We start from the raw sequence: 24,256 nt of genomic DNA on the forward strand, positions 1-24,256 counted from the left end.
ATTGGGCCTGCGCGATTGGACAAAGGCGTTCCGCAGGCCAAAACCTGCCGCGCATAGTGTGCAAGGCTACCACGTTTTCACCAAGGAGTTTGATGTCGTCGTCAGCGCCGATCGGCTGAACACTGTGAAGGAAGCGTTCAGCCCTGCACGTCAGGCGGAATATGATCACGCCTGTAGAGCCGCCTGGGAAGGCACGCTTGCTTGGCGCACTGTGGCGGACATTGCGGCACTGGATGCGGCCGGTCGCATCATGCAGGCAAAGGCAAGGACCGAGCTTGAAAGTACAGCCATCACAATCCTGGTTGATCATTCCGGCTCGATGCGCGGGCAAAACATCTTGCTAGCCATGGTCGCGGTGCAAGTGGTGGCAGACCTGCTTGCCCGATTGGGCGTCAAACTTGAAATACTCGGCTTTACGACGATGTCCTGGCACGGTGGATTGTCGCGCAAGCTCTGGAAGAATTCAGGAAAACCGGAAAGTCCGGGCCGTTTGTGCGACCTGCTGCACATCGTCTACAAGTCTTTTGCGGATTCGACCCACTTTTCGCATCGGTCCCTTCTGAACATGCTGCGTCCCGATTTGCTCAGGGAAAATGTTGATGGAGAAGCGATCGAGTGGGCAAGCGCCCGCCTGATGGAGCGGCCGGAGTTCGGCAAGATCATGATCATGCTTTCCGATGGAGCCCCGGTCGATGACTCGACGCTGTCGGTCAACGACACGAATTTTCTGTTCGACCACTTCAAGCAGGTGGTCGCTGAGACCTCTCGCAAGCTGTGTTTCGCGCAAGTTTCCATCGGGCATGGAACGTCCACACTGTTCGAGAGGCAGCGTTCGATCCTGACGCCGGTGGATTTGGGCGTTTCTCTCGTTAGTCTGATCGAGGAAACTATTTTGGCAACTCTACAACCCGGCCTGGCGACAGTTCCTTGATGATCGATTTTCTCTCCACCGGCCCCGTTGACGCCGTGGCCACACTTCTCCTCGCCCATGGCGCCGGAGCGCCGATGGATTCGGCGTGGATGAATACGATTGCCGAAAAGCTGGCGGGACGAGGGGTCAGGACTGTTCGGTTCGAGTTCGGCTACATGGGCGCGCGGCGGCAGGGCCAGCGGAAACCGCCGGCGCGCGGCGAGACGCTGATGCCGGAGTACCTTGCCGCGGTCGAGGCGTTTGGGGATAAGGGAAAACTGCTCATCGGTGGAAAATCGCTGGGAGGGCGGGTGGCGAGCATGGTCGCCGACGACCTGTTTCGGCAGGGAAAAATCGCGGGGCTGGTCTGCCTCGGCTACCCGTTCCATCCTCCGGGCCAGCCGGAAAAGCTGCGGACAGCGCATCTCGAAACCCTGGCCGCGCCGGCATTGATCTGCCAGGGCACACGCGACCCGTTCGGCGCCAGGGAAGAGGTCGCCAAGTACGGTCTTTCCCGGTCGATCGAGTTGTTCTGGCTGGAGGACGGCGACCACGATTTCAAGCCGCGAAAGCCCTATTCGCAGGACGGCCATCTCAGCCATGCCGCTGAAAAGATTGGCAAATGGACGGTCAGCAAGTGACGGTCGATTCCTGACAACAGCCGGCATTTTTGCATAGCTTGCGTATGCCCGTTGCGCCGGTCGTGGACCACGCGCGCCTGTTGTGGCAGAGTGAGAGGGTGGACATCGGAACTTCAACCGATGATGGACAGCCTTCCCGGATGATGACAAATCCTGCTCTTTCGGAAGAAATTCCGACGCAGATTCAATCGGTTGACAGGCGTCAAACGGTCGGCACCACCGGTCGTGGCGCTATTCCCATGGGCAAGACCCAGCCGCCGCTCATGATCGGCGACGACAAGGTCATCACGCGGCCGAGGACGGTCACCAAGCCCAAGGTCGAGCGGCCGAAGCTGCACAAGGTGATCCTGATCAACGACGATTTCACGCCGCGCGAGTTCGTGGTGACGGTGCTCAAGGGTGAGTTCAGGCTCTCCGAGGATCAGGCTTACCGGGTGATGATCACGGCCCACCGGCGGGGCGTCTGCGTGGTGGCCGTGTTTCCCAAGGACGTTGCCGAGACCAAGGCGACACGGGCGACGGATGCCGGAAAGGCAAAGGGGTATCCGCTGATGTTCACGACGGAGCCGGAGGAGTGAGGAGCGGTCGGCGAAGCCGATCGATCGACAACGATTTGTCGATCGCAGCGACGAAAGCCCGTAGCGAAAGCGAAGGGCTGGCGTTATCCCTTCGCCGCGCCGCCGATCACCGCTGACGTCAGCCCATTTCGATAATCCTCGCGGACCGGCGAAAAAGCATCGAGAATCACGCAGTCTGCGAGCGCGCGGCCGGAGTGGCGGGCGTTGGATGGGATGACACCGACTTGTCCCCGCGAAAGCGTCTCGGTGCGGCCGTCGACCGTCAGTTCGAACGTGCCGTTCAGGACGTGGACGACCTGCTCGTGGACATGCTGGTGCTCCGGCAGGACGGCATCCGCATCGATCCGCCACAGCGCGAAGGTCATTGAATCCGAATGCATTACCCGACCGGTGAAACCTGGAATGGGCGTCTGCGCTGCGATGTCTTTCCAGTCAACCATGGCGATGCTCCTGCGAGTTTCCATTGCGCGGTGAGTAGCTTAACCGAGACCTATGCGGGGATGCAAAGCAGGGCGGAAAAGCATGTGAAGTCCGTAATAGCGTTGAAAATCAGATGGTTAGTTCGACGATACGCGGCGTGACGCTGTTGGGCTTCAAAACAGGGGCCGTATTTCCGCTCCGCGCTTGCTTTTTGGCTGCCATCGCATTCGTACGGGCCGCAAACGGCTTCGAAGTTGAGGCGTCGGATATGACGAGTGGGTGAACGTCGGCCGCTCTGACCCCACCCGGCGCTTTGCGCCGACCTCCCCTCAAGGGGGAGGTGGACGTCGGTTCTATCTCCCAGGGGGAGGTGGGAGTCAGCGCCCCTCCCGATACCACATGCTGCCCAGCGCCAGCAGCAGGATGGCGAGGCCGAAGAAGCCGCCGAAGGTCGGCAGGCGCGAGACGGATTTCAGCACGCTGTCGTTGGTGGTGCGAAGGCCGATCCAGTCGCGGCCGGCGGCATCGGCGGTTCCGCGCATCGGCACGATCGAGGGCAGCGACAGGCCGCCCGCGCCGACTAGGCGGCGGACGCTGCCGCCGGTGGCTTCCGCGGCCGGGCGCAAAATGCTCTCGGTCGAGACGGTGTCCGAGAATTCCGGGGCGTTGACCGGGCCGATATGGGCAAGCGCCGAAAGGTCGCCATTGCCGATCTGGTAGAGACCGATCTCGCTGGTCTCGACGCTGCCGAGGAAAAGGCCGGGCTCCGCCTGGGTGAGGGGAACGCTCAGCGCCTTGCCGGAGGGTGTGATGACCTGCGCCGGGCCGGGATTGTCGCTCATGGTCTGGCGTCTGACGTCGAGCACCATGCCGCGGCCGTCGGCGGTCAGGCGCTCTTCCTCCAGTTCCGGTTCCTTCATCAGCCAGTGGGCGATGCGTCGGTAAAGCGCGACATGCGGGCCGCCGCCCTCGAAGCCGCGCGCCCACAGCCAGCCTTGGTCGGACAGGAACATGCCGACGCGGCCTTCGCCTTTGCGGTTGAGCAACAACAGCGGGCGGTCGTCCGGCCCCTTCATGACCACTTCGCCCTCGGGCTGCTCTACACCGATCATACGGAACCAGCGGCTCCAGTGCGGGGGCTCGAAATCGGAGCCTTCGAGACCGCGCGTTACCGGATGGCGTTTGCCGGTCTCGGTCAGGCGTGGATAAAATCCTTCCTCGACCACGTCGCCGGTCGGCAGCGCCGGCAGGGCGGACATCAGCGGCGTGCGGGCGATCGAGGCGTCGCCGGCATATTCCGGCCCGGCGGCGATCAGCAGCGCGCCGCCCTTTTCGACATATTCGGCGATGTAGTCGTAATAGAGGATCGGCAGCACGTCGCGGTGCTGGTAGCGGTCGAAGATGATCAGGTCGAAATCGTTGATCTTCTCGACGAAGAGTTCTCTTGTGGGAAAGGCGATCAGCGACAGTTCGTTGATCGGCGTGCCGTCCTGCTTCTCCGGCGGGCGCAGGATGGTGAAGTGAACGAGGTCGACCGAGGCGTCGGACTTCAAGAGGTTGCGCCAGGTGCGCTCGCCGGCGTGGGGCTCGCCGGAGACCAGGAGCACGCGCAGGTTCTCGCGGATGCCGTCCAGCAGCGCGATGGCGCGGTTGTTGGCGCTGGTGATCTCGCCGGGAACCGGGTCGATCGCCAGCTCGACGATGTTGCGGCCGGCGGTGGGGATCGTCACCTGCAACGGCATTTCCTGACCGATCTGGGCGCGTTCGACCGAGATCTGCTGGCCGTTCACCGAGACGCGGACATCGACCATGCCGCTTTCGCCGCCATTGGCGATGACCCGGTAGGTCATGTCCATCGGCTTGCCGACGATGCCGAAGCGTGGCGCGTTCTCGAAGCGGATGCGGCGGTCGATCTCGTCGGCATTACCCGTGATCAGCGCGTGCAACGGCGCGCTGCGGGCCGTCTTGGCCGGAACGTCGTGAACCTGGCCGTCGGTGATCATAACGGCGCCGGCGATACGCGATGGCGGGACATCGCGGAACGCGCCTTCCAGCGCACCGAACAGGCGCGTCTCGGTGCGGTCGTCGGCGGCGCTGGCCTTGCCCGCCTCGATAACGCGCACGTCGAATTGGCGGAAGCGGGCAAGCCGCTCCTGCAGGCCGGCCAGCGCCTGGTTGGTCTCCTCGGTTCGGTCGCCGATATCCTGGCTCTGGCTGCGGTCGACGATGACGGCGACGACGCTTTTCAGCGGCTCACGCTCCTCATTGAGGAAGACGGGATTGAAGAGAGCGGCGGCGAGGGCGACCAGGGCGGCCAGTCGCAGCAGGGAGCCGCGCTGGCGGAACCACAGGCCGGCCAGCGCCAAAAGCGCGACCGGGATCAGAATGGCCGTCAGCAAGGGCCATGAGAGCAGGGGTTCGAAGGCGACCGACCAGTTCATAGGGTGGCCTCCGGCTGCCTCGAACAGAAGTGGTCTTTGCAGCGAACGCCGCGCTCCGTCGCACCCCCCTCTGTCCTGTCGGACATCTCCCCCTCAAGGGGGGAGATTGCACCGGCCGCTTTGGTTTCGCTAATCGGCCATGTTGCAGAATGAGCAGCGAAGCTGAAGCTGCCAATCTCCCCCCTTGAGGGGGAGATGTCCGACAGGACAGAGGGGGGTGTGACGGAGTGCAAAGCGAAAGTCATCTCGATCACTGCCCCAGCCGCTCCAGAAGGTCGGGCACGTGGACCTGGTCGGACTTGTAGTTGCCGGTCAGCATGTACATGACGATGTTGACGCCGGCGCGCAGCGCATAGACGCGCTGCATCGGGTCAGAGGGAACGGTCGGCAGCATAGGGTCGCCGTTCTCGTCCATCGCCCAGGCGCCGGCGAAGTCGTTGGAGGTGATCATGATCGGGGTGACGCCGTCGCCGGTGCGCACCGGCCTGTTGTCGGTGTTGCTGGCCTCCAGAGAGGCTTCCACCCAGAGCGGGCTGCCGCTGAAACGGCCGGGAAACTCCTGCAGGATGTAGAATGATTTGGTCAGCACATGGTCTTCCGGCACGGGCTCCAGCGGCGGCACGTTAAGGTTGCCAAGGATGTCGCGCAGCCGCTGGGTGGCCGGGCTGGTTGAGGCATCCAGCGTCACCGCATACTGGTCGCGCGTGTCGAACAGCACCGTGCCGCCTTCCTTCATGTATTCGTCGATGCGGGCGATGGCCGCCTGCGACGGCATCGGCGCGGCCGGGTCGACCGGCCAGTAGATGATCGGATAGAAAGCGAGTTCGTCGCGGTCGAGGTTGACGCCCACCGGTTCGCCCGGCTCCAGCGCCGTCTTGTCCCTGAGGAATTGTCCAAGCCCATGCAGGCCGGCGCGGCTGATGGCATCGACGCTCGAATTGCCGGTGACGACATAGGCGAGGCGTGTGGTAGCAATCGCCTCGACCGCCTCGGCGTCGCCCGGCTTGGAGTCGTTGGCGTGGACAGGCGAGGGCGCCGACATCAGCGCGGAGAAGGCCGCAAGGGCGAGAGCCATCGTCACCGCGCGCCCGGCCACGCCGCCAGTCGGACGCCGCCGAAAGCGCTGGAAGACGCCGCCGAGCCACAGCACGATCAGGCTGTCGATGGCCAGGAACGCCAAAGCGGCGATCATCAACGGTCCTTTCAGGTCGCGCGATTCATCCAGCGCATAGCGTTCGTTTACCATGGGTACGGTCGTTTCCGGACGAACAATCGGTGCGAAGGCCGCGTCGGCCGGCAGCAGATTGTGCGCAAACACCCCTTCCTCGCTGCCGTAGAGGCCGGGCGGATTGTCGATGGTCACCGGCACCGGGCCCTTGCCGGTTTGCAGCGAGCGGGCATCAGGGTCGGGCGGCACGATCTGGCCGTCCGCGGCGATCATGCGATAGGGCGCCAGCGAGGCGGCGGCCTGGTTCTCGGCGGCGGCGCCCACCCCCTGGTTGCGCGACAGTTGCACGATGCGGCGCAGCATCTCGACGAAGGTTCCCGAGATCGGCAGGTTCGACCACGTCGCTAGCGGCGTGATGTGGAACAGCACGACCATGCCCTTGCCGCGCCGGTCGGCGGTGACCAGCGGCGTGCCGTCGGCAAGCGTGGCCCAGGTGCGGTCGGCAAGGTCGGGCGTCGGCTCCGCCAGGATCTGGCGGGTCACGGTGACCTCGGCCGGCGGCGGCAGGTCGGCGAAGGGGCCGTTGGCGGGAAATTCGGTCACCGCCTGCGGTTCCGTCCACGACAGCGAGCCGCCGAGCAGGCGCTCGCCGAGGCGCAGCTTCACCGGCAGCAACTCCTCGTCATTGCCCGAGGACAGCATGCGCGAGCTGGCGAATCGCAGCAGCGTGCCGCCATTGTCCATCCATTCGATGAGCGGGGCGCGCACGGTCTCCGGGATGGTGCCGACATCGCCCATGACGATGACGGCGGGCTTCTGCTCCAGCAATTGCGGGATGGCCTCGGTGAGGTCGGGGCTGGCGGGCTCGATCAGGTCGGCATAGGGCTCCAGCGCCCGGCGGATGTAGTAGAGCGGCGAGAGCAATTGCCTGGTTTCGTCAGCCGGGGTCTGCGACAGCAGGCCGACGCGCCGGCGCTTGTCGGTCTCGTCCAGCACGCGCACGGCCGCCGCATTGTTCTGGCCATCCAGGGCGATCGAGGCAAAATCGTTGCGCAGTTCGAACGGCACGACGATCTCGCCGGTGGCGGTCGTCTCGCCGGGGCGGAAGGTGACGGCGGCGTCACCGATGCGGCGGCCCTTCTCGTCGAAGGCACCGGCCGTCATGAGGCGCGGGGTGGGGCCGGCCGGTGCGCGGACGGCGGTGATGACGAAGCGGTCCACCACGTTGTTGGCGGCGGACAGCCCGACCATGTCGAGGCTGTCGGGTGCGGCCCAGACGACATTGGCGGGGTTTTGGGCGAGCAGCGTATCGAAAGCCGCCTGGTCCTGTGCCTGCGCGAGCCCGTCGGTGAGGAAGGCGAGCGTCGCGCCGGGCAGCGGCTTCAGTGCATTGGCGACGCTGGCGAAGACGTTGGCGCGATCGGGCGGGATGGGACGCGGCTTAACGGCGTTCAGGCGGTCGCGCGCCTCGCCGGCGCTGTAGGGGCCGATCGCCTCGTTGGGTTTCTCGGCGGTGAAGGCCAGGATGATCGGTATCTGGTTGCGCTCGGCGTCGGCGATCAGCCGGCGTGCGGTGGCGACGCGCATGTCCCACCCCGAGACGCTCGCCCAACCATTGTCGACGACCAGCGCCAGCGCCGATCCGCCGGTGGGCACGCGCTCGCGCGGGTTCCAGATCGGCTCGGCCAGCGCCATGATCACGAAGGCGGCGAGCAGCAGGCGCAGCAGCGTCAGCCACCACGGGCTGCGGTGCGGCGTGTCCTCGCGCTTCAGCACCTGGGCGAGGATGCGCAGTGGCGGGAACACTTCCGTCTGCGGGCGGGGCGGCGTGAGGCGCAGCAACCACCAGATCACCGGCAGCGCCAGCAGCCCCCACAGGACGGCGGGGAAGCCGAAGGAGAGGGGAAGCCAGCTCATATGCGGCCACCCGCAGCATATCCGCCTTCCGCCGACATCGCCATGTGGACGCGCACCAGCGCCTCGGAGGCGAGGCGGTCGGTGTGGTTGACGGTGTAGCTCCAGCCGAGACGGCGGCACCAGGCGCCGAGTTCCTGGCGGCGGGCGAGGTAGAGGCGCCGGTAGTCGTCGCCCAGCAGTTCGGCGCGGCCGGCGGCCAGTTTTTTGCCGGTCTCGGGATCGGTGAATTCGGTGCGGCCGGCGTAAGGAAAAGTCTCCTCGGCAGGGTCGGCAACCTCGATCAGGTGGGCGCGCACGCCGTGGCGGGCGAGCACATCCAGCCATTCGCGGGTCTCGTCGACCGGATCGAGAAAGTCGCCGGCAATGACGATGTCGGAAAAGCGGCGGATCATGGAGAGATCCGGCCGCGCGCTGAGCGTGGGCGCGTGGTTGAGCAGCGTGGCGACGCGCTCGGCGCCGTTGCGCGAGGTGATGGGATCGGTGAGGCCCGGCCAGGCGATGCGCTCGCCGCTGCGCGAAAGGAGTTCGGCCAGCGCCAGGATGAGGACCAGCGCCCGGGATTCCTTCGAGACGCCGGCGGCCGAGGATTTGTAAAGCATCGAGGGCGACGGGTCGGCCCACAGCCAGACGGTGTGGGCCGCTTCCCATTCGAGGTCGCGCACATAGGTGTGGTCGTCGCGGGCCGAGCGGCGCCAGTCGATGCGGGCCAGCGCCTCGCCTTCGACGTAGGGGCGGAACTGCCAGAAGTTCTCGCCGATGCCCTGCTTGCGGCGGCCGTGCCAGCCGCCGATGACGGTGTTGACGACCCGCCGCGCCTCGACCAGCAAGTCAGGAACCAGCGATGCACGGAGCCTGGCGCGGGCAAGCGCGTCGCGGGGGGCGACCTGTGAAGACGCCTCGCCGATGCGCGCCATCAGAGCCCTTTCACCAGCCGCGCCACGGCATCACGAACCGTCATGCCTTCGGCACGCGCGGCGAAGGTGAGCGCCATGCGGTGCTGCAGCACCGGCTCGGCCAGCGCCTTGACGTCATCGACCGAAGGCGCAAGCCGGCCTTCGTAGAGCGCGCGGGCACGGGCGCACAGCGTCAGCGCCTGGGATGCGCGGGGGCCGGGGCCCCAGGCGACATGCTTGTCGGTCTCGGCATTGCCCTGGCCGGGGCGGGCGGAACGGACGAGCTTCAGGATGGCCTCGACGACGCTTTCGGGTACCGGCATGCGGCGGACAAGAAGCTGGATCTGCTTCAGCCGCTCGGGCGTCAGCACGTTCGCGGCCTTTGCTTCGTCGATGCCGGTTGTCTCGAGCAGGATGCGGCGCTCCGCCTCCAGTTCGGGATAGAGGATATCGATCTGCATGAGGAAGCGGTCGAGTTGGGCTTCCGGCAGCGGATAGGTGCCTTCCTGCTCCAGCGGGTTCTGGGTGGCGAGAACATGGAACGGGGCGGGCAGGTCGTGGCGGGCGCCGGCAACGGTGACGTGATATTCCTGCATGGATTGCAGCAGCGCCGACTGGGTACGCGGCGAGGCGCGGTTGATCTCGTCGGCCATCAGCAATTGCGCGAAGATCGGGCCGGAGATGAAGCGGAAAGAGCGCTTCCCAAACTCGTCCTGCTCCATCACCTCGGAGCCGAGGATGTCGGAGGGCATGAGGTCCGGCGTGAACTGGATCCGGCGGGCGTCGAGGCCGAGCACGACGCCCAGCGTCTCCACGAGCTTGGTCTTGGCGAGGCCGGGAACGCCGACCAGCAGCGCATGGCCGCCAGCCAAGAGCGCCACGAGCGCGCGTTCCACCACGCTTTCCTGGCCGAAGATGACGCGCCCGACACCGTCCCTTACCCTGGAAATGTCAGCCAGAGCCGTTTCGGCTTCGGCGATCATCTCCTTTTCGCTGAGGGCAAGGTCCTTGATGATGGCGCTCATGCGGCTCCTGTCCTTTCCCGGCGCAAAACACCGGCAACGCGGCTGACGACTCGGGGTGTAGTGGAAACCCCAACATATCAACTTAAATCAGCCGACCCGGCTGACAAGCGAGACAACAGTGACTATTTCGTGACCATGCACAGGGAACTGGACGATACGCCGCAGGGCCTCGGCAAGGCTGGCGACACTGCCGGACTGTCGGCGCTGATTTCGCGCGCGGCCAGGGCTGGCAAGGGTTTGCCGCCGGTCGAGCGCTGGAATCCGCCCTTCTGCGGCGACCTCGACATGGAGATCCGCGCCGACGGCACCTGGTTCTATCTTGGCACGCCGATCGGTCGGATGCCGCTGGTGCAACTGTTCTCGACCGTGCTGCGCAAGGACGAGGACGGCAAGACCTACCTAGTGACGCCGGTCGAACGAGTGGGCATCCGGGTGGTCGATGCGCCGTTCGTGGCGGTGGAGATGAATGTTTCGGGCGAAGGTGACAGCCAAGTCATCACCTTCCGCACCAATGTCGGCGACGTGGTGGAGGCCGGGCCGGACCATCCGCTGCGTTTCGTCGACGAGGACGAGACCGGCGGATTGAAGCCTTATGTGCTGGTGCGCGGCCGGCTGGAAGCGCTGGTGGCGCGGCCGGTGATGTATGAACTGGTCGAGTTCGGCGAGGAGGTCGAGATCGGCGGCGTGCCGATGTTCGCCGTGCGCTCGAACGGCGCGGTCTATCCGATCATGCCGGCGGAAAAACTGAGGCGGCTGAGTGCCTGACATGCTGCGGTCGACGGGTTCGGTGCTCTATTCCACGGACGATTTCCGCCGGCGCGCGGCGCTCGAGGAAAATTTCCTCGTGCATCCCGAGGGGGACGGCGACCACCGTTTCAATCCCGGACATCCGCGGCTCAACCATGTGGGCGGGCTGCGCGCGGCGGCCGTGCTTATCCCCGTGATCGACCGCGGCGACGAGGCGACCGTGTTGCTCACCAAGCGGGCGGAGACCTTGCGCAATCACACGGGGCAGGTGGCCTTCCCCGGCGGCCGCATCGATCCGGAGGACAGGTCGCCGGAACATGCGGCGCTGCGCGAGGCGGAAGAGGAGGTCGGGCTCGCGGCCAGCCATGTCGAAGTGCTGGGGCGTATGCCGGATTATGTCTCCGGCAGCGGCTACCGCATCGCGCCGGTACTGTCCGTGGTGCGCCCCGGCTTCGGCCTGAGCATCAATCATGACGAGGTCGATGCGGCCTTCGAGGTGCCCCTTTCGTTCCTGATGAACCCCAGGAACCATACGCGCGACAGCCGCTTCTGGGGCGACCGCGAATGGTTCTTCTATGACATGCCCTATGGCGGCCAGCGCATCTGGGGCGTGACCGCCGGCATCATCCGCACGCTCTACGAAAGGCTTTACGCTTGAGCGGCGAAGTGACGTTGGCGGGACGCGCGGACTGGCTTGCAGACAGGAACCTGCAGCGCGTGCTCGCGGCCCTGAGCGTGGGCGGCGAGGAAGCGCGGATAGCCGGCGGCGCAGTGCGCAACAGTTTGCTCGGCGAGCCTGTCGCCGACATCGACATCGCCACCACGGTGCTGCCGGACGAGACGATGCGGCGCGGCGCGGCGGCGGGTTTCAAGGTGGTGCCGACTGGAGCTGAGCACGGCACGATCACGCTGGTCGTGGCTGGAAAACCCTACGAGGTGACCACCTTGCGCGCCGACATCGAGACCGATGGGCGGCGGGCGAAGGTGCGTTTCGGTCGCGATTGGCAGGCGGATGCTGAGCGCCGTGACTTCACCATCAACGGGCTCTATGCGCGGGCCGACGGCACGGTGGTCGATCTGGTTGGCGGCGTCGCGGACATCGAAAGCCGCATGATCCGTTTCATAGGCGATCCGGAAGGCCGTATCCGCGAGGATTATTTGCGCATCCTGCGCTTCTTCCGGTTCTTCGCCTGGTACGGCAAGGGCAGGCCAGACGCCGAAGGGCTGAAAGCCTGTGCCCGGCTGAAGGACGGGCTGGACGGGCTTTCGGCCGAACGTGTTTGGAGCGAGTTGCGTAAATTGCTGTCCGCTCCGGACCCTTCGCGGGCGCTGCTGTGGATGCGGCAGGCCGGCGTGCTGACGAAGATCCTGCCGGAAAGCGAGAAATGGGGGATCGACGCCATCCACGCGCTGATCGGCGCCGAGCGCGATCTTGGCTGGCCGCCCGACCCCATGCTGCGACTGGAGGCGGTCGTGCCGCCGGACGCGGCGCGCATGGCGGCGCTGTCGGAAAGGCTGAAGTTGTCGAAGGTCGAGTCCGCGCGCCTCGCCGACTGGGCTGTGGCCGTGCCGCCTGCGGCATCGTGGAGCGATCTGGCGCTCCGACAGGCGCTTTATCGCGGGCTGCCCGGCGGCATGCGCGATCGGCTCAGCCTCTCGCTGGTTTCGGCCCGCGCCCGCGCCATCGGCGAAACCGATGCCTTGCTGGAGGCCGGCGCTTACGGACGGCTGCTGAAAATCGCGGAGAACTGGGGCAGGCCGGTCTTCCCTCTCAAGGGCGCCGACCTTGCGGCGATGGGCGTGGTTCCCGGCCCTGGGTTGGGCAGGCTGCTGCGGTCGCTGGAGGAAGAGTGGATCGAATCCGGGTTTTCGCTGGAGCGCGACGCGCTGCTCGAACGCGCCGCGAAGCTCGCGGAGGGCGACCGCTAGGCGGCGTCGCGAACCTTTTCAATGCGCGACCGGATTGCCTCGATCATGGTCTCGCGGATGATGGTCTCGCCATGCGTTTCGCGCATGTGCTCGACGGCGCGGCGCATGACCTCCGCCTCGTCCTGGTGCCGGGTGTGCCAGTCGCAGCCCGGAACCAGCGAACCGCAGTGAAATTCTTTCATCATCTTCTCCTTCCGGCTCGTTTCAACGGTGCGGAACATAACACGGACCAGCGCATTTGGTTGCCGAAACTTTGCGCTCGTGCACCGAGCGTAGGGGCATTTCGAAGATGAGGTCCGCTCCGTCGTTTTTGGTATGGTCCTACGCCGCTTATATCTCCTCGAAGGAACATCTCGACGGTTAGATGCACAGACCGTATGAGGGAGATCGTGTTCCGAGGACGGTTACAAATATCAAAATACATTGATGCCGGCTAAGGGCGGTTTCCTGAAAATTCCAAGTATTGAATATTTCATGAATTGGTCGCCGTTTGTATGCCCGAGAGGAGGCGGAGAGCATTGACTGATCGCTACGGTGACCATGCCGATTTTGATCCTGAAGACGTCGTGCGGGCGGCGAGGCAGTTGATGGCGACGTATGGGCGCATTTCTGCGCAGGATGCCCTTGACCGTGCGCGTCTCTTGGAACGAGATTCGATGGTTCCGCACTTTGCGACCGCGGTGCGCAGGGAAGTTGAGCGCATGTGCGAGCGACCAGGCTAAGGCGCTAGGATCCAAAAAGCCTCTCCATCCATCGACCGCTACGCTACCGGGCCATAGGACCTGCGGTTTTGTGGTGTACGGCGCCGCGGTCAGGATCGGATTGGCAGGGATGCGTGGTCGCAGGGGTGAGGTCGTGCGCGAGAGCCGGAAGCTTCGGATGGATTGATCCGACCCAAATCCAGCGAGTTCGGGTTCGGTTTGTCCGGAACAACACCGCTCTTAACCTTCGCGAATTGTGTTTGGCGGAGCGTATCAAATTGAACGCGCCTACCCCCGGGCTTTTCGTTTCCACATTGTAGTGGCTCTCGAAGGGTGCGATCATGTTCCGGGCGACAAGCAGGGCGGCGAGGGAAATTCGAATCGTTTCCTTTGACGCCTCAGGTGTTTCCTTGTCGGCCACGGTTTGGAAGTGTCCAGGCTGGTGCCGAAACAGCTGTTGCAGGCTCTGAGGGGGGGCAAATCGGTGCACAACGTCGATCGGCAGAGTGTGAAGGAAGCCGTCGAGGCGGGACGGAATGCGCGGCTGGACTACATGCAGGGCATGTTGCGTGAACTCCGCGACATGGCTGTCGCGGAACGCTGCACATTCCTCGCTTACCAGTTGGAGATCGCTTACATGGAAGTCGGCGACCTCTTGCGTGCCCAGCACGCCGCCGCGCTGCAAAGCAAGAAGAAACCGGAGCATTGCGGGACGGTCGCCTGAGCTGTGATCGTTCCCGTCCGGCGTGCCTCGAAGGATGCGCGCCGACATCGGAGCGCCGTTGAGGTGGCGGCCCCGAACTGACTCATCGGCGATGAAAGGCGGGGTGGCCGATCCCGCCTTTCCGCATTCGAGCGTGGCCGAGGCCTACTTCGCGATGGTGACGCTCTCCGCCATCTTGTGTTTGCCCTGCATGTCCCAGGCGATGTTGACTTTCTCGCCGGCCTTGAGCCCAGGGTTCTTGAAGGTCTTCGGCAGCATGTAGACCGAGCCGTCGGCCAGCGTCAGCGTGGCCTTCTTAGCATCGTAGGATTTCACCGTGCCGTTGGCCTGCTGGCCGGCGGCAAAGGCAAACGGAGCGAAGGCAAGCGAAGCGGCGACAGCCGCCGGGATGAGGTACATGCGCATGGCAGGCACTCCTTCAGAATTGACGGCTGTTCAAGTCATGCCGTCGCACTATCGGGCCGTCCGGTCGCGTCGGGTCGCGGTCTCGGTTCGAAGCCGCCGGCGTTTCCCGGCCCGGCGAGAGAAATAATCCGCCGCCCCCGGCAGGCTATTAGACTAAAAATAAAGTTCTCTTCTGCTCAGGCGCCGCAATCGATGGCGGATTGTGGCGAATATGGCGCGATTGCGACCTCTCTTCATCAAATAGAATTGTACACGACAGTACAGTTGTATTTATCTCGTTGCTATTCTCAGACGTTATCTTGAGCCGAACGATCGTGCCGCGCACCTTGCCGGCAGGCTGGCGGCCTCGGCGCAGGCGGGACAGCAGGCGGGCTCTCAGCCAATACCTTGCGGCTTCCATCGCGCGGCCCCGGCTATTTGTTGAGCGACACGGCGTCCGAAGCGGCCAGCCATTCGGCCACGACCCTGACGTCGTCGTCGCCCAGCAGGTGACCCGCCTTCACCGTCCTGGCTTCGACACGGGCGCCGCGGTCCCGCAGGATGGCGTCGAGTGTCGGCCCGAAAGGCGCATAGGTCGCGTCGTTGACGCCGACCACGGTGAGGAACCGCGACTTGCTGAGATCGGCGTCCGGCACTGTCTCCAGCACGGGCATCGACCGCAACAGCACGGCGCGCTCGACGAGGCCGGGGTGCAGCAGGGCGAGCGCGCCGAGCAGGTTGGCCCCGTTGGAATAGCCGACGAAGACCGTGCGGGAGAGGTCGAGCTTCTTCGCCTTGACCGCATCCTGCAGCAGGGCCGCGAAGGCTTCCGCCTCCGAGCGGATATCCTTCTGGTCGAAGGAGGTCGGCGTGATGCGCTGGTACCAGCGGCTGGTGCCCTCCTGCGTGACCCGGCCGGCGACCCCCATCAACACGGCATGGGGGGCCACTTGGGAGGCGAGCGGCATCAGCGTCGTCTCATCGCCGCCGGAACCGTGCAACAGCACAAGCGTCTCGTCGGAGGCATTTTCCGGGCGCTTGTAGACAACCTTGAACTGCTTCGCATGCTGGATGAGCGCTGCGGCCGCCTCGGGAAGCTTCGACTTGCGCGGCGCGGCAGCCGGTCTTTTCGCCATGTGGTCCTCGGTGCCTTTTACTGCGCATGTGGCGGTTTTGTCCTGAACCACCGTATCCGGCAGGGCGAATAGCTCCAGCGCCTGTTTCGGTTCGAGCACGCAGGCGTTCCGCGCCTTTGCGGGCAGCGCCAGAGCGGCAAGCGAGAAAAGAGAGGCGCAGCAAAGCGCGCGGAAGTCAGCCATGGGCGAAACCCTGTCAGCGAAAGGTTAAGGCAAATTTTACCGACTGCCGGTCGGCGCCCGGCGAAGGCCGGCCGTGGATTGGCGCACGAGAAAGTGCGGACAGGACATCCGCCGCGCCTTGTCGTCGATGACGAAATCCACGCCGTCCGCTTCGCCCAGGCGAATTCCGGACAGTTCATCAGAGGCTGCGTCCCAAGCCGGACCGCCCACCCTCTCCCTCAACCAACGAAGCTGGCTTCTTAGGGCCCGCACCCGAATGGCGGCGCCTCTATAGCGAGGTTTTCGGGAAAGTCATCAGCGCGGAAGCAACAGCCGGGCCGAATCAAATCGCCTCGCGCAATTGTGATCGCCGGTGGGCGGATTTTCCCACCCCCTTGAGGGGGTCCGAAGGACGGCCGCGAAGCGGCCGGGTGGGGTCGCTGCCGCCAAACGCCTACGTTGTTTTGTGTCGGAACGCTGCCGGCCGCACACCGGCCCGCGGCCGGCCCCTCCCTCAAGGCGGATGGGAAGGCCGTGTTACGGCCACTTCACCTCGGGCGGCATGCTGGAGAGGATCGCGGCGACATTGCCGCCGGTGTTCAGGCCGAAGATGGTGCCGCGGTCGTAGAGCAGGTTGAACTCGACATATCGGCCGCGGCGGATCAATTGTTCCTCGCGGTCCTCGGAAGTCCAGGTGTTGAGGAAGTTACCCCGAACTACGCGCGGATAGATGTCGAGGAACGCGAGGCCGACGGTCTGAGCGAACTGCAATCCGGCGTCCCAGCCGCCATGTTCCGGCGCCGGCTGCAGCCAGTCGAAGAAGATGCCGCCGGTGCCGCGCGGCTCGTTACGGTGCTTCAGGAAGAAATACTCGTCGCACCAGCCTTTCAGTTTTTCGTAGTCGGCGATTGCAGCGTGCGCCTCGCAGGCGGCGCGCATGGCCGCGTGGAAGGCCAGCGTGTCCGGATCGTCCTGGCTGCGACGGCGGTCCAGCACCGGCGTGAGATCGGCGCCGCCACCGAACCACCAGCGTGAGGTGGCCACCATGCGGGTGTTCATGTGCACGGCGGGCACATTCGGATTCCTTGGGTGGGCGATCAGCGAAATGCCGCTTGCCCAGAAACGCGGGTCATCGGCGCCGCCCGGCATCTGCTTGCGAAACTCCGGAGAGAATTCACCGTGAACGGTCGAGGTGTGGACGCCAACCTTCTCAAAGACGCGGCCATGCATCATCGACATGACGCCTCCGCCGCCGGCACCCTGATCGCGCAGCCAGGGCGTACGTTCGAAGCGGCCGGCGTGGCGGTCGGCGAGCGATCCGGACAACTCATCCTCGATAGCCTCAAAGGCGGCGCAGATGCGGTCGCGCAGCTCCTCGAACCAGGTTTTTGCGCGGGCCTTGCGCGCTTCGATGTCGGGGGGCAGGCCGGGGGAGAGTTCAGGACGTTCCATACCGCAATCCATGCTCGGTCGAAGCGGCGATCTGCAATGCCGCATTTCGCCGCGAGGTCATAAGGCGGCGCCACAAAAGACTCGTAATTCTGCCGGCGATCCCTAATCTACCGGTTGTGAGCGTCAAGCCGGATGAGGTTTGCCGATGCCCGCGCCGATGAGACCACCGCTCGATGGCCTGAAAAGGCAACTCGACCGTGCTCGCGCGGAAAACAGGCGGCCGGGCGACGGTTTCATCCGCGAGACTTTTGTGCTGCCGCGCACCGACGCAAGATTGAAAGCGCAGGAATGGTTCGACCGTTGGCCGAAGCAGGCCTATTGGACCAGCATCGAAAGCTGGTTCGAGCGGCCGAACGACGTGATCGAATTCACCATCAGACGGCTGCCGGCGGCGGATTGAGCTTTTCGGGCAGCGCAGGATCGCGTCAGGACCGCCGTGGAACGCGTTTCGACACGGCGCGACTCATGTAGCCATGGTTTTCGGCGATCGCGTCCGCCACGCAGAGCGCCGGTGCGTATTGGCGCACGGGCATCGCCAGCCTTCTCTCGATCTTCCGGCGCAAGACCCCGAATTTGGCGTTGGGCCTGAGTTGCTCGGCCTTCCCTGCCGGCCGCTTGGCGACAAGCTCTTCGTAAATTTGAACGGCGCCGCTCCTGTCGCCACTGAATTTCAGGACGAGCTTGGTGGAGCCCTCCGAAATTCGGAAGCTTCGGTCGCATGATCATGACCGCCGCACAACCGTCCCCTTCAGCGAACGAAAGAGGTTCGTTACCTTGGCAGCAAGCGGGCTGGAAGCGTCCTGTTCCGGACTTGCGTCCTGCGTGGAAAGCAGTGCGATCCGTTTTTCGATGCGGTCGAGCAGTCTGGTGTAAGTGGGATGGCCGGGCTGCAACTGCAATGCGCGCCGCGACGCTTCCCGGGCTGCGGGAAAATTGCCCTGTCTGTAGTGAATGCCGGCGATCTGGTTGTGGGCCGCCGCAAGATCGGGCTCCGCGGCGATCGCCTCCTTCAACAATGTCATTGCACGGTCAAGTTCTCCCAGTTTCGTCAGGGAATTCGCCAGCAGAAATTTGTAGCTCGCATTGTTCGGAGCCAAGGCTAGCGCTTTCTCCGCGAAGCCGACAGCCTCGGAAGCCTGGCCGGTCCCAAGCAGGGCCTTCGCGGTCAGGTATAAGGCGACGTGAAGGTCCCCCTTGATCGAGATTGTCCGGCGGCCAGCCTCGATCGCCTCGACGGGGCGGCCCGCCCACATGTGCCTGTGGAGATCGTAAAATGCGTCAGCGAGGCCCGAACACGCGAGCGCATCGCCTTCCTCACCGGTGAACGGAAGCGACGGGCCATCCACGAATGCCCGAAGCAACGGGATCAGCCTGTCCGTCTGGTGCAGATAGGCGGCGAGGTGATGCCCTTGGCCTGCTATGGTGCGCGGGTGATAATTGGGCAGTCCGCTGGCCTTGCTCGCGCAATAGAGGTCAACCGGATCCTCTTCCCCCGCAAAGGCGAATACAGGCTTTTCCGCCGAAGCAATCACGTCGTGCAGATTCGGATAGAGAATGGCCGCGTCATCCCGGCGCAACCTTTCACTGCGGCTGGCCTCCAGGCCGAGAATGGTTTCGGCGCCGAACGCCAGCACACTTGCCCCGAGCTTCGCGCCGTAGAGGATGGCACCGTAGGCACCCATGCTTTGACCGATCGCATAGATCCCGGTGACGCCGAGAGCCGCAGCCTGTCGGCGAATATTCACAACCGTTTCGTCGACGCTTGATCCGAGCCCTTCCACCCCGTCTTGATACCAGTGCTTGCGACCGTCGCTGAGGAATAGGCAGTGTGTGCCGAGCGACTTGCCCACCCTCCAGTATTGAAACCTACCGTCGCGCGCGCCGACGCCGCTGAAGAACAGCACCAGCTTCTTCGAACCTTTCGATATCTGTAGGTCGAAACTGGGACCACTTGAGGCGGTGGTGTAGTTCATCGATCAGGAAATCCATCGCCCATGCCAGCCGGGCCGTGCGCCGTCTTCGACAGGATTTGCTCAGGGGCGCAACAGGAATGCATCGACAAGCGATAGATAGATGCGGCGGGGCATGGAGCGCGCGGCAAGTCGCCTTTCCGAGCGTTTCCGAAGATCGGCAAATTTTGCGACTGTCGGCTTAAGGTCTGCGGCATGCCGAGCCGCCTGCAGCGCCTCGTGGTAATTGCCTCGCGCGAAATGTATCCGGCCGAGTTCATGAAACGATACGGCCGAGTCGGGCCGATCAGCAATCACCGACTCAAGCATTGAAACAGCTCGGTCCCTTTCCCCGCACATTGCGAGACATCTGGCCATCGCTACCCGGTAGTCAACAAACCGTGGCGCCATCGCCAGCGCTTTTTCGAGCAAGGGTCGAGCCTGCGTTTCTTTCTTCAGTGCCAGCAACGCGCTACCGGTTAGATAGTAGGCATGATCAGCCCGGTCGTAAAGCGAGAGTGCCAGCCTGCCGGTCTCGGCAGCTTCAGCATGCCGCCGATCCGCCAACTGGCAATGCAGGTTGTAGAATGCCTCGGTGAAGCCATGCCGCATGAGGGCCTCGCCGTCTTCCCGCATGGGCGGAGGACGATGGTTTGAAATGAACCTTTGGAGTAGGGGAACCAGTCTTTCGCGATTGCGCAGGTGGCTGGGGATGCCATGTCCCACGCTCATCAATGAGCGTGGGTAGTAGTTGCGCAGCCCATTTGCTTCGGACATGCAGTAAAGATCGACTGGATGCCGCTCGCCGGCAAAGCCGAAGATCGGTTTGCGGGCATTGGCTATGACCTCATGCAGGTCGGGATACAGAATCTGGGGACGATCCTGCATCAGCTTGATGCTGTGGCTTCCCTTCAGGTTTACGATGGTTTCGGCGCCGAAGGCCAGGACGCGCGCGCCGAGCTTGCTGCCATAGAGGATGGCGCCAAACGCGCCCATGCTCTGGCCGACCGTGTAAAATTCCTTGGCGTGAATCCTGCGAGCCCAAAGATGAATATTGACGGCGGTTTCCTCGACGCTCTCGCCTAGTCCTGGAATGCCGTCCTGATACCAGTGGTTGCGGCCATTGTTGAGAAAAAGACGGTGCGTATCGACTTGATTGCCCGTTTTCCAGAAATCGAATTGGCCATCCGAACGACCCGTCCCGCTGAAATATATGACCAGCTTGCTCGAGCCCTCGGATATCTGGAAATTGAAGCTGGATCCGCTCGGTAGGGCAGGATAGTTCATCGATCAGGCAGTCCACATGGGTCGACAATCGTCCAAGACCCGCCCGATTACTATTTCGCGTCCCCGATCACAAGCCGCCGAGCGCCGGTCCCTTCCTCGGCGAGCCGGTCGTCCGGGTTGCGCAGCTTGCAGTGCTCGATCGACAGGCAGCCGCAGCCGATGCAGTCGTCGAGGCCGTCGCGCAGGGCTTCCAGCTGGCGGATGCGGCGGTCGAGCTTGTCGCGCCAAGCTTTTGAAAGCAGAGTCCAATCCTTGGCGGTCGGCGTGCGTCCTTCAGGCAACGATTCAAGCGCGGCGCCGATCTCGGCCAGCGAGATGCCGACTTCCTGGCCGATGCGGATGACAGCGACGCGGCGCAGCACGTCGCCGCCGTAGCGACGCTGGTTGCCTGACGTGCGATGACTTCGGATCAGGCCCCTGGCCTCATAGAAATGCAGGGCTGACACCGCGATGCCCGCGCGCTCGGCGACCTGTCCGACGGTGAGTTCGCGTGCCATGGGTTGTCTCTTGACCTCAATGTTAGTTGAGGTTTTATCAAGAAGTCCGTGCGGTGGCAAACCGGAGGATGGAGTATGGTCGCACCCCAAGAGCGTGCGGAAGAAAGTGCCAGGCGTCCGGCCGCGAACACCGAGTACAGTCTGCTGCGCGGAGGCGTCGCAGCGCTTCTAGGCTGGAGCAAAGAAGCAAACTATCCAACGCGCTTATCCCATCTGCCGCATCGCTTCCCCCGCCGCCATGGCGGCGGCGAGCGCCAGGTTGAGGCTGCGGCCGCCGCCGGGCATAGGGATCAGCAGCCTCGTGTCCGCAGCTTCGTGCACGTCGTCGGGAACACCGGCAGATTCGCGCCCGAACAACAGGATGTCGGAAGGTGCGAAGGCGAAACCGGTGTAGGGCAGGGCAGCTTTCGTCGAGAACAGGATGAGGCGGCGCTGTTCGGTGCGCCGCCAGGCGTCGAAGGCCGAAAAATCGAGGTGACGGGTGAGCGCGGCCATTTCGAGATAATCCATGCCGGCGCGCTTCAAGGCGCGGTCGGAGAGGTCGAAACCGGCCGGCTCGACGATGTCGACGGCGATGCCGAGGCAGGCGGCGAGGCGCAGGATCGTGCCGGTGTTGCCGGCGATGTCGGGCTGGTAGAGCGCGATGCGGAAAGTGGCCAAGGGCTTGCCGGGAGTACACGTTGCAGATGTGCCACAGCGTCGGCGCAAGCAAAGGTGCTTGAACTTAAGGGGTGGCTTTCCCTGCGGAATGCGGCTATAGCGCTCCCATTGTCAACTCGAACCAGCGGAGGCGGATATGGATTTCATGATGACCGTAGACATTCACCGCCCCATCCGACGGGCTTTCGCCTGACGGCGGAATCGGTTCGACGCTTTAGACATATTCTCCAAAAGCTGATCGCGATCTCCGCCGAAGACCATTCCTGGTTCTCGAAGGATTTTTGCGATGTTTTCCAAACCTGAACGCGGGCAGCGTCGCCCGCACGTACTGCTGATCCCTGTCCCTGAAGATCCGATCCGGCTGAATGAAGCGCGGATGGCGGCCTGGGCGCTGGCGCTCGGACAGGAGTCCGTTCACGGGCACCCGTCCCGTCGGCCGCACCGCGGCATGCTGCCTGACGTGGACTTTGCGCGCGCCGTGCCGGCTCCGCGCCGGCCCGGCCTGTTGAAGCGGCTGTTCCGGCTGATCGTCAGGCGCAAGCCCGATGCCGGCCCGAGCGCGAGCGCAGCTGAGTCAGGAGCCGACGACGGGGCTCTCGGCGAGGCCGAGCGAAAGCCCTATCTTAACCTCGCCGCCGGGGATTCGGACGCCGGCACGCCGCAGAAGCGGCCGAGTGTCAAATCCTGGAGCCGCGCCGCCTAGAGGGCGGTGCGGCCTCCATCGCTGATTTTGAAAGAGCATGCGCATGTTTGCCTGGTTCGAAAAAAGGCTCGATCCGTTCCCGGTGGCCGAACCGACGGAGCCGCCCAAGACGCTGGTTGCCTTCTGTCTGCACTACAGCAAGGGCGCATGGCCCTATATCATCGTATCGACGCTGCTGTCGGCGATCCTGGCCATCATCGAAGTGTGGCTGTTCGGCTTCATGGGCAGCATCGTCGACTGGTTGTCAAACGCCAATCGCGAAACCTTCCTCCAGACCGAGGGCTGGAAGCTGGCCGGCATGGCCCTGCTGATCCTGCTGATCTCGCCGGCACTCGATCTTGTCCGCCAGATGCTGACCCAACAGACGGTGATGGGAAACTATCCCATGCGCATCCGCTGGCAGGTGCACCGCTATCTGCTCAAACAATCCATGACCTTCTACCAGGACGAGTTCGCCGGGCGCATCGCCACGAAACTGATGCAGACGGCGCTGGCGGTGCGCGACTGCATCATAAAGCTGTTCGAGGTGCTGAACTATGTCAGCATCTATTTCGTCAGCGTGCTGGTGCTGGTGGGTTCGGCCGACTGGCGGCTGACGCTGCCGATGCTGGTCTGGCTGGTCGGCTATATCTTCCTGCTGCGCTATTTTATCCCGCGCCTCGGCAAGGTCGGGCAGGAGCAGGCCGACGCGCGCTCGACCATGACCGGCCGCATTGCCGACAGCTATTCCAATATCCAGACGGTGAAACTGTTTTCGCATGCCCGGCGCGAGGCGAGTTATGCGCGCGACGCGATGAGCGGCTTCATCGACACCGTCTATCGCTCGATGCGGCTCGTCACCGTGCTGTTCGTGCTGCTCGGCATGCTCAACGCCGCGCTGCTGGTGGCCGTGAGCGCGCTGTCGATCTGGCTCTGGGTGGGCGGCCTGGTCTCGGTCGGCGCGGTGGCCGTGGTCATCGGTCTCGTGCTCAGAATGTGGGGCATGTCGCACTGGGTGATGTGGGAAATGTCCGGCCTGTTCGAGAACATCGGCACGGTGCAGGACGGCATCGGCTCGATCTCGCTGCCGCGCCTTGTCGAGGACAAGCCCGGCGCCAGGGACATCGTCGTCACCAAGGGCGACATCGTCTTCGACCAGATCGGCTTCCACTATGGCAAGGGCAAGGGCGTCATCGACCATCTGTCGATCCATGTGCAGCCTGGCGAAAAGGTCGGCATCGTCGGTCGCTCGGGCGCCGGCAAGTCGACGCTGGTCAATCTGCTGCTGCGTTTCTACGACCTCGAAAGCGGCCGCATCCTGGTCGACGGGCAGGATATTTCGGAGGTGACGCAGGACACGTTGCGCGCGCAGATCGGCATGGTCACGCAGGACACGTCGCTGTTGCACCGCTCGGTACGCGACAACATCCTCTACGGCCGTCCGGACTCGGGCGAGGCGATGATGCTGGAGGCGGCGCGGCGGGCCGAAGCACTCGACTTCATCGCCGCGCTGAGCGATCCGAAGGGCCGAAAGGGTTTTGACGCGCATGTCGGCGAGCGCGGGGTGAAACTGTCCGGCGGCCAGCGTCAGCGCATCGCGATTGCCCGCGTCATGCTGAAGGACGCGCCGATCCTAATTCTTGACGAGGCGACATCTGCGCTGGATTCGGAAGTTGAGGCGGCGATCCAGGAGAACCTCTACCGGCTGATGGAAGGCAAGACGGTGATCGCCATCGCCCACCGGCTGTCGACCATCGCGGCCATGGACCGGCTGATCGTCATGGATAAGGGCGCTGTGATCGAACAGGGCAGCCACGACGAATTGCTGGCCCTCGACGGACTCTACGCGCAGCTCTGGCAGCGCCAGTCCGGCGGGTTCCTGCCGGACGACGAGGCGGGAGAGGTGGAGAGGGTAGCGGCGGAGTGACGCCGTTCTCGCGAGGAAGACAGACC

At 64.2% G+C, this 24,256-nt stretch carries 23 protein-coding genes; 10 read left to right on the forward strand and 13 right to left on the reverse strand.

Annotation, left to right across the window (positions count from 1 at the left end):
• The first annotated feature begins 1 nt into the window (after position 1).
• From ABMA59_RS00695 to clpS, 3 genes are all read left to right on the forward strand, one after another.
• On the forward strand, positions 2 to 931 hold the full coding sequence (locus ABMA59_RS00695) for a cobaltochelatase CobT-related protein (RefSeq protein ID WP_349003370.1): 930 nt from the start codon (positions 2 to 4) through the stop codon (positions 929 to 931).
• Positions 931 to 1,551 (forward strand): alpha/beta hydrolase family protein, encoded by a 621-nt coding sequence (locus tag ABMA59_RS00700; protein WP_349003371.1) that lies wholly within the window; start codon positions 931 to 933, stop codon positions 1,549 to 1,551. The genes ABMA59_RS00695 and ABMA59_RS00700 overlap by 1 nt, the downstream gene beginning before the upstream one ends.
• A gap of 239 nt (positions 1,552 to 1,790) precedes the next feature.
• On the forward strand, positions 1,791 to 2,129 hold the full coding sequence (gene clpS / locus ABMA59_RS00705; protein WP_425475852.1) for an ATP-dependent Clp protease adapter ClpS: 339 nt from the start codon (positions 1,791 to 1,793) through the stop codon (positions 2,127 to 2,129).
• A gap of 83 nt (positions 2,130 to 2,212) precedes the next feature.
• Here clpS and ABMA59_RS00710 read toward each other — a convergent pair whose 3' ends face one another.
• The 5 genes from ABMA59_RS00710 to ABMA59_RS00730 form a co-directional block, all read right to left on the reverse strand.
• Positions 2,213 to 2,569, reverse strand: a complete 357-nt coding sequence (locus ABMA59_RS00710) for a cupin domain-containing protein (protein WP_349003372.1) — start codon at positions 2,567 to 2,569, stop codon at positions 2,213 to 2,215.
• A gap of 357 nt (positions 2,570 to 2,926) precedes the next feature.
• Positions 2,927 to 4,990 carry a glutamine amidotransferase gene (locus ABMA59_RS00715; RefSeq protein WP_349003373.1) on the reverse strand — a complete coding sequence of 688 codons (2,064 nt, stop codon included), beginning with the start codon at positions 4,988 to 4,990 and terminating at the stop codon, positions 2,927 to 2,929.
• 250 nt (positions 4,991 to 5,240) lie between these two features.
• Positions 5,241 to 8,075: a DUF4159 domain-containing protein gene (locus ABMA59_RS00720; RefSeq protein ID WP_349003374.1), complete on the reverse strand. Its 2,835-nt coding sequence runs from the start codon at positions 8,073 to 8,075 to the stop codon at positions 5,241 to 5,243.
• Positions 8,072 to 8,989, reverse strand: a complete 918-nt coding sequence (locus ABMA59_RS00725) for a DUF58 domain-containing protein (protein ID WP_349003375.1) — start codon at positions 8,987 to 8,989, stop codon at positions 8,072 to 8,074. Before ABMA59_RS00725 ends, ABMA59_RS00720 begins: the two co-directional genes overlap by 4 nt.
• Positions 8,989 to 9,993, reverse strand: a complete 1,005-nt coding sequence (locus ABMA59_RS00730; protein ID WP_349003376.1) for an AAA family ATPase — start codon at positions 9,991 to 9,993, stop codon at positions 8,989 to 8,991. The genes ABMA59_RS00725 and ABMA59_RS00730 overlap by 1 nt, the downstream gene beginning before the upstream one ends.
• A 135-nt stretch (positions 9,994 to 10,128) precedes the next feature.
• On the opposite strand from ABMA59_RS00730, the gene ABMA59_RS00735 reads away from it, so the two are divergent.
• Genes ABMA59_RS00735 through ABMA59_RS00745 form a run of 3 tightly spaced genes read left to right on the forward strand, consistent with a single transcriptional unit; the run spans position 10,129 to position 12,669 of the window.
• Positions 10,129 to 10,758: a DUF1285 domain-containing protein gene (locus tag ABMA59_RS00735; RefSeq protein ID WP_349003913.1), complete on the forward strand. Its 630-nt coding sequence runs from the start codon at positions 10,129 to 10,131 to the stop codon at positions 10,756 to 10,758.
• A 1-nt stretch (position 10,759) separates the two neighbouring features.
• Positions 10,760 to 11,398 carry a CoA pyrophosphatase gene (locus ABMA59_RS00740; protein WP_349003914.1) on the forward strand — a complete coding sequence of 213 codons (639 nt, stop codon included), beginning with the start codon at positions 10,760 to 10,762 and terminating at the stop codon, positions 11,396 to 11,398.
• The gene (locus tag ABMA59_RS00745; protein ID WP_349003377.1) at positions 11,395 to 12,669 is read left to right on the forward strand and encodes a CCA tRNA nucleotidyltransferase; all 1,275 of its coding nucleotides are present in this window, start codon (positions 11,395 to 11,397) and stop codon (positions 12,667 to 12,669) included. The genes ABMA59_RS00740 and ABMA59_RS00745 overlap by 4 nt, the downstream gene beginning before the upstream one ends.
• Here the strand turns inward: ABMA59_RS00745 and ABMA59_RS00750 are convergent.
• On the reverse strand, positions 12,666 to 12,851 hold the full coding sequence (locus tag ABMA59_RS00750; protein WP_349003378.1) for a DUF1059 domain-containing protein: 186 nt from the start codon (positions 12,849 to 12,851) through the stop codon (positions 12,666 to 12,668). The genes ABMA59_RS00745 and ABMA59_RS00750 overlap by 4 nt on opposite strands.
• Before the next feature lie 961 nt (positions 12,852 to 13,812).
• Here ABMA59_RS00750 and ABMA59_RS00755 point away from each other — a divergent pair.
• Positions 13,813 to 14,094 (forward strand): hypothetical protein, encoded by a 282-nt coding sequence (locus ABMA59_RS00755; RefSeq protein WP_349003379.1) that lies wholly within the window; start codon positions 13,813 to 13,815, stop codon positions 14,092 to 14,094.
• Between the two features lie 144 nt (positions 14,095 to 14,238).
• Here ABMA59_RS00755 and ABMA59_RS00760 read toward each other — a convergent pair whose 3' ends face one another.
• The 3 genes from ABMA59_RS00760 to hemF all read right to left on the reverse strand — a co-directional run bounded on the left by ABMA59_RS00760 (position 14,239) and on the right by hemF (position 17,228).
• Positions 14,239 to 14,499: a DUF1344 domain-containing protein gene (locus ABMA59_RS00760; RefSeq protein WP_349003380.1), complete on the reverse strand. Its 261-nt coding sequence runs from the start codon at positions 14,497 to 14,499 to the stop codon at positions 14,239 to 14,241.
• Positions 14,500 to 14,912: 413 nt separating this feature from the next.
• A complete protein-coding gene (locus tag ABMA59_RS00765) occupies positions 14,913 to 15,797 on the reverse strand; it encodes an alpha/beta hydrolase (protein WP_349003381.1) in 885 nt (294 codons plus the stop codon).
• Positions 15,798 to 16,313: 516 nt separating this feature from the next.
• A complete protein-coding gene (hemF, locus tag ABMA59_RS00770; protein ID WP_349003382.1) occupies positions 16,314 to 17,228 on the reverse strand; it encodes an oxygen-dependent coproporphyrinogen oxidase in 915 nt (304 codons plus the stop codon).
• A 145-nt stretch (positions 17,229 to 17,373) separates the two neighbouring features.
• Here hemF and ABMA59_RS00775 point away from each other — a divergent pair, with 145 nt between their 5' ends.
• Entirely contained in the window at positions 17,374 to 17,628 is a 255-nt protein-coding gene (locus tag ABMA59_RS00775) for a hypothetical protein (RefSeq protein WP_349003383.1), read from the forward strand.
• Positions 17,629 to 17,950: 322 nt separating this feature from the next.
• Here ABMA59_RS00775 and ABMA59_RS00780 read toward each other — a convergent pair whose 3' ends face one another.
• From ABMA59_RS00780 to ABMA59_RS00795, 4 genes are all read right to left on the reverse strand, one after another.
• Positions 17,951 to 19,201 carry a tetratricopeptide repeat protein gene (locus tag ABMA59_RS00780; protein ID WP_349003384.1) on the reverse strand — a complete coding sequence of 417 codons (1,251 nt, stop codon included), beginning with the start codon at positions 19,199 to 19,201 and terminating at the stop codon, positions 17,951 to 17,953.
• Positions 19,202 to 19,261: 60 nt separating this feature from the next.
• Complete coding sequence (locus ABMA59_RS00785; protein WP_349003385.1) at positions 19,262 to 20,464, reverse strand: tetratricopeptide repeat protein; 1,203 nt, start codon at positions 20,462 to 20,464, stop codon at positions 19,262 to 19,264.
• Positions 20,465 to 20,514: 50 nt separating this feature from the next.
• The gene (gene soxR / locus ABMA59_RS00790) at positions 20,515 to 20,961 is read right to left on the reverse strand and encodes a redox-sensitive transcriptional activator SoxR (protein WP_349003386.1); all 447 of its coding nucleotides are present in this window, start codon (positions 20,959 to 20,961) and stop codon (positions 20,515 to 20,517) included.
• A gap of 204 nt (positions 20,962 to 21,165) precedes the next feature.
• Positions 21,166 to 21,621 carry a tRNA (cytidine(34)-2'-O)-methyltransferase gene (locus ABMA59_RS00795; protein WP_349003387.1) on the reverse strand — a complete coding sequence of 152 codons (456 nt, stop codon included), beginning with the start codon at positions 21,619 to 21,621 and terminating at the stop codon, positions 21,166 to 21,168.
• A 286-nt stretch (positions 21,622 to 21,907) separates the two neighbouring features.
• Here ABMA59_RS00795 and ABMA59_RS00800 point away from each other — a divergent pair, with 286 nt between their 5' ends.
• Both ABMA59_RS00800 and ABMA59_RS00805 read left to right on the forward strand, forming a co-directional pair.
• On the forward strand, positions 21,908 to 22,324 hold the full coding sequence (locus tag ABMA59_RS00800) for a hypothetical protein (RefSeq protein ID WP_349003388.1): 417 nt from the start codon (positions 21,908 to 21,910) through the stop codon (positions 22,322 to 22,324).
• A gap of 37 nt (positions 22,325 to 22,361) precedes the next feature.
• On the forward strand, positions 22,362 to 24,230 hold the full coding sequence (locus tag ABMA59_RS00805) for an ABC transporter ATP-binding protein (RefSeq protein ID WP_349003389.1): 1,869 nt from the start codon (positions 22,362 to 22,364) through the stop codon (positions 24,228 to 24,230).
• The last annotated feature ends 26 nt before the right edge of the window (positions 24,231 to 24,256 follow it).

Origin of the sequence: Mesorhizobium yinganensis, assembly GCF_040081985.1 — a bacterium.
Lineage (GTDB): Bacteria > Pseudomonadota > Alphaproteobacteria > Rhizobiales > Rhizobiaceae > Kumtagia > Kumtagia yinganensis.